Source organism: Okeania hirsuta, from assembly GCF_003838195.1.
GTDB lineage: Bacteria > Cyanobacteriota > Cyanobacteriia > Cyanobacteriales > Microcoleaceae > Okeania > Okeania hirsuta.
Genome location: NZ_RCBY01000252.1, coordinates 1 through 9,927, shown reverse-complemented (window position 1 = coordinate 9,927; position 9,927 = coordinate 1). Strand labels below are relative to the sequence as shown.

Genomic DNA, 9,927 nt, shown 5'->3' with positions numbered 1-9,927 from the left:
CATACTGCTGTTGGTTATTCATACCTGACTCATCTATATAAACCATTGATTTAGGGGAAAGCTTGAGTTTATTGGCTCAAGAATTCTTGTCTTTCCTTTTGATCCCTTTCTTGGTAGCCATAAGTTTTTTTTTCGAGTGAAGCCAATTTTTTTGAGTGCTCTTGAGATTGTGCGTTGACTGATGGGACTATCCCACAATTTGGCCATTTCTCCTTGGGTTTTGTCACCATGAACCTTGACAAATTCTCGAAATTTGTGCCAATCGGTGATTTGATGGTCATTACCGGGGGGTTGGTTTGGCCGAGGTTGATAGTCTCCAGTTTCAGCTTTCCGTTTCAGCCACAGGTCAATCGTGTTCCGGCTAATCCGGAACAGTTGACTCAATCACTTTTTTTCCAGCCATCAAGTTCAATGGCCTCTATCACTTTTTTTCTAAAATCGTAACTATAGGGTCGAGGCAAGGAAGAGCGATCGCATGACAGAATACTTTCTCTATTTTATGTCCTAATCGCCCTGGCTGTTGCTATAACTGTTCAACCGGACATGATATTAGAAAATATTCTCATCATTGCGACCGACAGGGTTTGCGTAGCAGTCCGGAACGGAAAGCAATCTCAAATCCTAGTTTTTCCTAACTCATGCGTAAATCCTGACTCTATAAAAAGACGAATTTACATCATGTCCGCTCGGGTAGCGAGATCATAAAATTCTTAGGTGGCGCAGTGGTAGGTGTAAATTCAGGAGGGAACAATGAAAGTGGCGGAAATGTGAGATATTTCTTCAACATTTAGAGGAGAAAATTTGTATTAGACTTGTCGCTTTATAATTTTAAAAAATCCCAAAAACCTTGTTCTGTAAAGATTGTAGCTCTTGGAAAGCAAAAATGCTTAGAATTATTGCTCTGTCTAGGTTAGAGTGATTTTTTCTCTTTATTTAGCGACAACTCTATTATACTTAATCATCCGGACATAGTATTAATCATCAAAAATTACAACCAATATCCTTAGATAACTATTTGAAATCCCTGCAAGAAAACCATAGTAATTCGCGAGATATACTCACGAATTTTTGTTACCTACAATAACTGTTTAACCAGATTTGATATGAGTATTTATTTTCATAGAAACCATTTGGTATCATTTCCGTTTACAGCGGTTTTCATTTCACTAGACCACAGTAGACATCTCCTCCAAAAGAGGGAGTAGGCAGTAGGCAGTAGGGAGAAATAATTGATAATTTCTGTGTGATAATTGATTTTATTTTTGATTTTTGGAGATGTCTAGTAGGGGCAAATGGCCATTTGCGCTACGCAAAGCTCCGCTTTATATGTCGCGGAGCGAAACGCCCTTACAGGGTTTTGCTGATGACGATGTGGTTCAAAGATCGGCAAAAGCGTTGTAATAGCGATCCGGAAAAAGCTCCTCTAGTTTAGACGGCAAATCTCTTGGGTTCTCACCACTACCTAAATCTCTACTCCCTTATTTATAAGTATTCAATCGTAAATTATATGATATCTATAATAACTACCATTAGCAAGTCTTTTCAGTATCTGTTTTGATGAAAAATCAGCCCTCAAATTTAACTTTCCCGTATTGCTTAACCAACATCCCTCTTACTTCAAACTCTTATAAAAAAACTTAATATTAACAAAGATACCAATGGGTTCTATAAGTAAAGTCACTACATCTACCAATTAACACGATAGCCTAACTGCTACTTATCAAAATTTTTACCAATAAATACAATTTTAGCAAATATTTTAAATCACTATTCAAAGTTAGGCCATAACTTTGTAGAGGAAATTTCAGATATCCAAATACCTAGAATGACAGATTCATTTTCAAAAAATCCGGCTGGTAAATTAAACAAACTGATTAGATAATTTACTTTACATCCGTAACATTTTTATTTTATCCTGCCTAATTAAATAATTTTGTACAAAAATAATCCTAATAGAATAGGAACTCTTGAAAATTAGGAGAGAATTTCAGAGTAACAAGAATGCTTAAGTTCAACACTTTTTGAGCCAAATAGAAATCTAGATTATCTACTCAAATATATAGTGGCCTTAAGGCTTAGTAAAATTTTTTTTTGCACAATTGATAATTTTCAGGATATATTTTAAATAACCCTAACAATTTTCAGTAAAATTGATTTACTATATTATAAAGAGAAGGAGAATTATTAAGAACTATGGTTGAAAATTCAGAAACTCCATTAACGGGAAAAATTTTACTTCAAAAGGTAAAAGAATTTGCTCACTTACCACGAAGGGAAACTGCTAAACGTTGTGGATATTACACAGTTACAAAAAATGAAGAAACTCGTGTTAATCTCACAGATTTTTATGATGCAGTTCTAGCAGCAAAAGGAGTTGATTTAGATCCTGACGGTAGTAAAGATGGGCGTGGTAGAGAACCAACTTATCGAGTTAGCGTTCATAGAAATGGCCAAATTGTCATAGGAGCAACTTATACCGCATCTATGGGATTAAAACCAGGAGATGAATTTGAAATAAAGCTAGGATACAAACATATTCATTTGATTCAAGTAGAATATGAGAAAGTTGATGAGACTAATGGCAATGGCAATGGCTCACAGATAGAAGAATAAGTGAAATGGAGAAGCCGAGGAATTGTAATTAACTAGGATTGGAGATTAATTTTACCTCTAAAATAATTACCTAGTTAATATATAAATATCGTCATGATTCCCGGATTCTCCCTAATTTATTCTTTGTCTACAGGTAAAAATTGAAATAAAAAATCTATATTTTTAGTTGACTCTGTAAATAAGCTGACCAAAAAAATAAGGTCTCAAGCCTCCCCTTATTAAGAGGATAAAAAAGGAAATTCTGCATCTTCTCGCCTCCCTATTGCAGTAAGTAATGACCGCTATTCTGATTTTTTTTCTTCAATTGAATTTTCTTTAACTACTACTTTTTCCTACGGAATGCTAGGCAAACGGTTTTTTGGGGTTCGTCCGCGCGTATTTTAATTCCCTTTCTTCGAGTTTTTTTATAAATGATGAACTACCCCGCCGTGTAGACGGACGGGGTTTCTAAGTCCCCGTCAACAAAGTCCGCACTTTGAGATTTTGAGCGCTTCATTTGCCCCAGTTGCCTCATCGAGCCTGTATGTTTACGGGTCGAATCAGTAGAGCTTGAGCATCGACGATTAACGAGGCCAGTTCCTAACCCCGGTTGCCGATCTGCAGCAACATTCCACATCACCATGACCGAGCCTTGGTCTCTTGGCACCTCAAAACCACAATCATCACAAACATGGTAACGATTACTCAACTGTGCCCATTCTTTATGAACTGTTCCACAGCTAGGGCATCTCTGAGAAGGCTTGACTCTCCTGGTGTCAATGGTTATATGCAAACCACCTTTACCTAAAATTTTATACAACACCATCTGATTTAATGTTCCAAAGCCAACATCAAGCAGAGAACGGTTGAGACCTGCTTTTTGCTTTGAGCGTTTACCTGTCTTGGCTTTTCGGGTCATGCCTTTAACATTTAATTTTTCAGTAACTACGATGTCATAACAACTAGCAATATCTGTAGTTACTTTATGCTGCCAATCTTGTCTTACGGCTGATTGTTTGGCCTTGAGCTTAGAGATTTTTCTCTTCGCTTTTTTCCATCTACTTGATGCTTTTTGCTTACCTTTAATTGGTCCTTGCTTTCTTTTGAGTTGACGTGAAGCTTGCTGAATTTTTGGGGCAAACTCCCTGTCAAATCTAGGATTACTAATTTCGTCAAAACCATAGCCATCATAACAAGTCAAAGCTGTTTGAGTACCAAGGTCAAAAGCCACCATTGACTCATAATCTAAGGGAGATTTACTGCCAAACAACGGTAATGGTTCCGAGGTCTTGATACTAAATGAAACATACCACTCATCTTTATGAGGACGATAAACAATCGTACAAGTAGTAGGTTTTCCCCAATACTTAAACCTACCCCGCATCCTGAGTCTCATACCCAAGTCATTAAGTGTCACCCATCCACAGTTAACAGAATATTTTTGGCACTTTTCAATTTGCACCTTAAAACCTTGACGACCATCTGGGTAAGTCCAACCGGAGTAATTCCTAATTGACTTAAACTTTTTCGTTTAATTAGGTATAAAAATATTCTCCATCTCACCATTGCCAAATCTTTATAACTGTGTTTCCCTCCTATACGTCGCTCTACCGACGGCTCCCCTACCTGACTCGATCCTCCTACCTTCAAAAGATTTTATACCGATGCTACCGGATTTGATATTACTCCTGATAGTAAGGGCAGCGATCGCATAGATAAGTAGATATATTTTATATATAGCGTTAGGCAAATAGGCTCTTGACATTCCTCTATTCCCTCACAGGAGTCCCCATTCCCTCTCTTGGTCGATTGGATATAGCAAGGTTCCCTCGTCATCCCACCCTTCGGGAAGCTGCGCTAACGACCGCTTTGTCAAAGGGACATTTCCTGTAAAGTATTTAGATCCCACTTATTATTCGTAACATTCTTTTTTCAAATTGGTATAAGTGAATCCCAAGAAAGCACCTCTAACTTTTTCCTCAAATGTCACCCTACTTGATTGACAACTAGAAGCACTCGCTTTTTCGCCCCAATCTCAAAGTGCTCGGCAAAATCTTTGAACACTTCACTAAATAGGGTTTGCTGAATAAATCTTATGGGTGAGGGTAGGAGTCAGGATTTAGAATTCAGGAGGAATGAGCAATGAGGAATTACAGAGGATATAGTCGGAACAATTGTTCTGAGATTTTTCTGCTCTTGTCTGCTAAAAATCCTTACATTTTCAGCTTAAGGGAGCAAAAACCTTGCAATTTTTTAGTACACGCCTTGGCTAATATCTTTATATATCAATATATATCAATGCTTTTAGATTTAATCAGCAAGCCCTAAATAGGTCTATCCTCACCCATGACAATATCCACCAGTATGTCTGTCCAGTTTTAAGTTGAACGAACGCATATCACCACAACTATTCTCGTTTCTAGTTCATAAGGGCTAGCGGTTGTTGGCCTCGCTCTACCCAAGTCCCTCTCATCAATGGATGAAGGCCAATAGTATGGTGGGACTTTTCACAAATTCAGTTAAAAATTGTCAACGATTGGATAAGAATTGCTGAGTTGATGATAGGTTAAAACTTTAGCTATGAATAGCCAAAAATTGAGGAAAAATCTATGGCAGTGCAACCACCTCCACCTCCATCTATTACTCCACGCCAGATGAATTTGTTGCGGATTGTTGCTTATATGGCATGGTCTGACGGACAACTGGCACAAGAAGAAGTGGACTTAATGTTAAATCGATTTAGTAGTCTTTTTGCTACAGGAGATCAGCAGCAACAACTTCAGGAAGAATTAAGGGATTATTTCATGCAAAATATCCCATTAGGGGAGTCAATTCCTAAATTAGAATCCCAACAAGAACGGGAACTGGTGCTAAAGTTGGGTTACGAAGTAATTGCTTGTAGTGCTCGTACTCCTGAAGAACCAAATATTAATGAAGATGAAGAAGCTGCTTATGAAAATTTAAAGCAATTGCTGAATCTTCCAGGTGATATAGTGGAGCGTATAGAAACTGAGGTAAAAACTGAACTGAATAACCAAGAGGGAATAGTTGAGATGATGACTCGTGGTTTACAGGAATTTATGCAAAATTAATGGATTGATGGTCAATGTAGCAACTCATCTATTGTTGCTTTTTCCCTCTTTTACTTTTTCCATAAGAGAAAGTAGGCGTTGGTAATTGATGGGATGATTTATATTTTCGGATAGCACCCCCGTACCTACCCCAATGAGTGACTTGATGGGATGATTTATATTTTCGGATAGCACCCCCGTACCTACCCCAATGAGTGACTGGGGGATTGCCCCTACAAATTTCATTCTGTGATTTACCAATGCCAGAAAGTATCAAAGAGGGTATGTTTTAGTTTATTTTGCTAAATTGAAAAGTCAAATTATTGCTATAATTGCAGCTTGAGAATTTGAGAATATCTTAAGCAAATTTAAGAATGTATAGCAGAAGGAAGAAAGAAGAAGGAAGAAGGAAGAAGGAAAGAGGAAAAATCTTACGTTGTCTGAGTTTTTAGCTTTTGATCTGTCCTAACCTTTCCTTCGACTACTATATCTATATTTATAAACTATGTCAGAAATTTAATTAAGAACCTCTAATTGTTTCCTAAATCAATAATCTAATATTGAGTTGTGAGTTTTGATTTTTTTGACATCGATAGTTTCTAGCGTAAATAAATTTTTTATGGCTTTCCTATGTAAAAGCAAAATTTAGTATTTAGGTTTTAATTATTGGATAATTAAAAATATAAAAACAGATAAATTAAGTAAAAAAATAGCTAATCTGATGATGGATAAATCATATATTAGTTACTTAATTTCTAATGGTAATAGTCAACCAACTAATCCAACAAAAATAATTTTAGACCAGACTTTTTCGTATAACAGACCAACCAAGGCTATAATTATCGGGCTACCATACAAAGATGTTTAAATAACTATAATTTAAGACTAAAAATATCAACACTTAGAATCGGCTTTAATATTAATTCTACTGTCTGAAGCTCGCCATCAATTCAGATTAAGTTGAGCCAAAGTTGTCAGAGTATCATAATGTCTCCAGATCCAACCAGAAATTAAAGAAATTACCAATACGAAAGTAGCATTCAAGAAGGAAGAAGGCTTTAGTTATCTAGGAGAGAAGAGACTTGTCGCTTTATAAACTAAAAAATTGTAGAAACCCCCGCTATGTAAAGCTTGTAGTTATTTATCGATCAAAAGACTCTAAATAATTACCCTGTCTAGGTTTTGGAGATTTTTTCTATCTATTTAGCGACAAATCTAAAGAAGAAGGAAAAAATAATTCTCTGATATAAAATAAATAATTGGCAATCCTGCAACCGTAATGGTATTGATTGAACTTGGGACAAATTACCTCAGTTCCAATTAAAAGAAAGCGGTCGTTAGCGCAGCTTCCCGAAGGGTGGGATGGCGAGGAAACCTGCGCCATATCCAATCGACCAAGAGAGAGGATGTATTTCGGTTTCTTTCCTACTCACAGTTTTTTCCACTCCCCATCTCCTCATCTCCTCATCTCCCCATCTCCCTCTACCATTACTATGTACCACTACCAAATAATTAATTTTAGACTGGTACTTTCTGAAGATTTAGCTTACAAAAAATGCAAAAGTACACAACTAAAAATTATCGAAAAATTGAACAGTAAAAAGGAGAGATTAGTTTCTCTCCTATTGAAAATAACAATTTAACTTGGTTTTTGGGAAATCATACCTGTTTGACGCGCATAGGCAAAAAGACCACCAGCATCAATGACAGGTTTTACTTCTCCTAAAGACTTCAATTGATAACTTATACCAAGAGTATGATTGGTTAACTGATTTTCTTCAAAATCAATAGTAACTTCCTGACCAGTTTCAAATAACTCACATAGGCGATCAACAGACTCCCAAGGATATAACTCCCCAGTGGCTGAACAATTGCGAAAAAAGATGCGAGCATAAGATTGAGACACTACTGCTTGGACACCAGAAGCACCCAAGGCGATAGGTGCGTGTTCCCGCGAAGACCCACAACCAAAGTTTTCTCCAGCCACAATGATTGGATAATGGGTTTTCATTTCTCCCGGTGAGATAAACTTACCGTAGCGATCAGGCAACCCACATAGAGCATAACTGCCTAACTTTTCATATTCATCTGGCTTGGAAGGAACCAAAGTCAGGTACTCGGCGGGAATAATTTGGTCAGTATCAATATTGTCATCTAGTACAAAGATTTTGCCACTTAGGGATTGGGCCATAATTACTTTCCTGTTTTCCCTCTATTGCTGTCGCAAATTTTAACATAAGACTTTTAACTTCAAATAGCTAATACCGTAGACCTCTTGAAGAATTACTAGACTTAGCTGTAGTTGCCGGAAACATAGAACAAAAAAGAGAAAAAAGGATGATAACAGATATAATTTTTACTTATTATATATAGGGGGTATATTTTATACCAAGCGTGAAAAAAGAATGTGACGAATAGTAAGAGGAATAAAAAGACGCGTGCAGGATATGTCCTTTGGCAAAGCGGTGCGACCCCGCGACGACGCCAGCTCCCTTGCGGAACGCGCACCAAGAGAAAAGAATGATTTCCGACCTGAAAAATGGTATTGAAGCTATTCCCATACGACTCCTGACTCCTAAGAAATATCCTAGCTATTTGTAGCAAATATTTATCAATTTGGTATTACAACTCTACTTTTAATCAGAAGTTGGTCATATTAGTGAAACGGCCAGTTTATAAGTAAAGCCAAGGTTTTATAGTGGGAATTAAATTATGCAAGGAATATCTTTCAAAAGTTCTAATACCATTTCTCTGTAATAATGCGCTTAATAATTCTTTCCCAAACCTGAATTTTACTAATAGCTGTTATCTTTTATTCAGCGCAACTTCATAGAGAAATGGTATAACTCTGTCCGTATCTACTATTAGGAAAAAGGTATAAAGTTATTTAAATTTAATTTAATTTTATTGCTTTCTTTTCGGTAATAACTTTCAAGTATGACCAAGAAACTTTAGACAAATTAAAAATGAGATTTAACCATCTGAGTTAACTATTAAATCAATTGCAGTAACTACCAATGACAGATAAAATTAACGATATATTTATACAAGCACGTCAAGGAAGTGTAGCAGCTATTATTCAAGTTCTTAATCAACAGCTTGCTACATTAGATGTAAGAATTAGAGCTATATTTTCTGATGGTGTTTTGCAGCTTTTATGCGAAGCAACTCAGATTGAACAGTTGGAACAGTCTAACCTTGTACAACAAGTTAAGTACATTCTCGAAGAAATCTCACCTCGTAATATCCGAAAAGTAAATATTAATAGTAGAATTGTTCAAGAACAGCAATTACTATGGCTTGATGAAATTACCAGAGATCCAAAAGATAAGTTGCTCTGGTCTCAACAAATTACTTTGACTAAGCCCAATATTTTTAAACAAATAGCACGTCATTTTCAGACAAGTAAGCCTAAACCAACTCCCATATATCTATCTAAAAGTGTCGATCGCGCTCAAATACAAAAGCAAAATCAATTCCAACTGGGTATGATGGGTGGTTTTTTTCTAAGTCTGTTGATGCTAGTTTTGGGCATCCAAGTTAATAAATGGCTAAATTTTTCTAGGTTAGATAGAATATCAGCTCTGGAAAATACAACCTTACAATCTCCGGACTCCACTATTAAAAATTCAGAGGATACTATAGCTGAGTCGAAAGAAGCTTTTGCTCAAGCGGTGCGACTTGCTCAAGAAGCTGCTGCTGATGGTAAAACAGCTCAGTCTCAGGAGGAGTGGACGGCGATCGCCTCCAAATGGCAACAGGCATCACAACTAATGGCCTCTGTTACTCCAAGTTACTCACGCTATGATGTGGCAGTCAATAGAGCTGAACTTTACCAAAAATACAGCGATATAGCTAAACAAGAAGCCGATAAAAAATAAGAAATTCTCTATTTATTTCTGTATAATTTGTATCATTTTTTTACTAAATTCAAAAAATAACTCGACACCTTATTACTCAGGCTATGATGTGGCAGTCAATAGAGCTGAAGTTTACCAAAAATACAGCGATACAGCTAAACAAGAAGCCAATAAAAAATAAGAAATTCTCTATTTATTTCTGTATAAACCGAATAATTAATAATTAATAATTAATAATTAATAATTAATAATTAAATAATATCATGTTCCGGATAATTAGTGATAAAAAAAACTTTCTTTTTCTTCTTCTTTCTTCCCTCCTGACTCCTGACTCCTGACTCCTGACTCCTTCATAATTTATTTATAACTGTTCAACCGGACATGATATAATTTGCGCCTTGAAG

8 protein-coding genes and 1 pseudogene are annotated in these 9,927 nt (G+C 36.3%); 4 read left to right on the top strand and 5 right to left on the bottom strand.

What is annotated here, in order from left to right; translation table 11 throughout:
• Positions 1–461, bottom strand: a pseudogene (locus tag D5R40_RS26930) (IS630 transposase-related protein); the annotation flags it as partial.
• A gap of 1,732 nt (positions 462–2,193) precedes the next feature.
• Between D5R40_RS26930 and D5R40_RS26925 the strand changes: the two are divergent.
• Positions 2,194–2,613, top strand: a complete 420-nt coding sequence (locus D5R40_RS26925; protein WP_124144955.1) for an AbrB/MazE/SpoVT family DNA-binding domain-containing protein — start codon at positions 2,194–2,196, stop codon at positions 2,611–2,613.
• Between the two features lie 418 nt (positions 2,614–3,031).
• Here the strand turns inward: D5R40_RS26925 and D5R40_RS26920 are convergent, their stop codons facing one another.
• Positions 3,032–4,105 (bottom strand): RNA-guided endonuclease InsQ/TnpB family protein, encoded by a 1,074-nt coding sequence (locus D5R40_RS26920; RefSeq protein WP_124155478.1) that lies wholly within the window; start codon positions 4,103–4,105, stop codon positions 3,032–3,034.
• A complete protein-coding gene (locus D5R40_RS36145) occupies positions 4,006–4,242 on the bottom strand; it encodes a hypothetical protein (RefSeq protein WP_124155477.1) in 237 nt (78 codons plus the stop codon). Before D5R40_RS36145 ends, D5R40_RS26920 begins: the two co-directional genes overlap by 100 nt.
• Before the next feature lie 959 nt (positions 4,243–5,201).
• Here D5R40_RS36145 and D5R40_RS26910 point away from each other — a divergent pair.
• Together D5R40_RS26910 and D5R40_RS36140 are read left to right on the top strand one after the other, a co-directional pair.
• On the top strand, positions 5,202–5,684 hold the full coding sequence (locus D5R40_RS26910; protein WP_192901217.1) for a tellurite resistance TerB family protein: 483 nt from the start codon (positions 5,202–5,204) through the stop codon (positions 5,682–5,684).
• Positions 5,685–6,384: 700 nt separating this feature from the next.
• Positions 6,385–6,531: a hypothetical protein gene (locus D5R40_RS36140; protein ID WP_161564732.1), complete on the top strand. Its 147-nt coding sequence runs from the start codon at positions 6,385–6,387 to the stop codon at positions 6,529–6,531.
• A gap of 469 nt (positions 6,532–7,000) precedes the next feature.
• Here the strand turns inward: D5R40_RS36140 and D5R40_RS36135 are convergent, their stop codons facing one another.
• Positions 7,001–7,165 (bottom strand): hypothetical protein, encoded by a 165-nt coding sequence (locus D5R40_RS36135; RefSeq protein ID WP_161565080.1) that lies wholly within the window; start codon positions 7,163–7,165, stop codon positions 7,001–7,003.
• A gap of 137 nt (positions 7,166–7,302) precedes the next feature.
• Entirely contained in the window at positions 7,303–7,854 is a 552-nt protein-coding gene (locus tag D5R40_RS26905; protein ID WP_124147478.1) for a LeuD/DmdB family oxidoreductase small subunit, read from the bottom strand.
• Positions 7,855–8,680: 826 nt separating this feature from the next.
• Here D5R40_RS26905 and D5R40_RS26900 point away from each other — a divergent pair.
• Positions 8,681–9,544, top strand: coding sequence for a PIN domain-containing protein (locus D5R40_RS26900; RefSeq protein ID WP_124147479.1), 864 nt, complete (start codon positions 8,681–8,683; stop codon positions 9,542–9,544).
• Positions 9,545–9,927 lie beyond the last annotated feature (383 nt).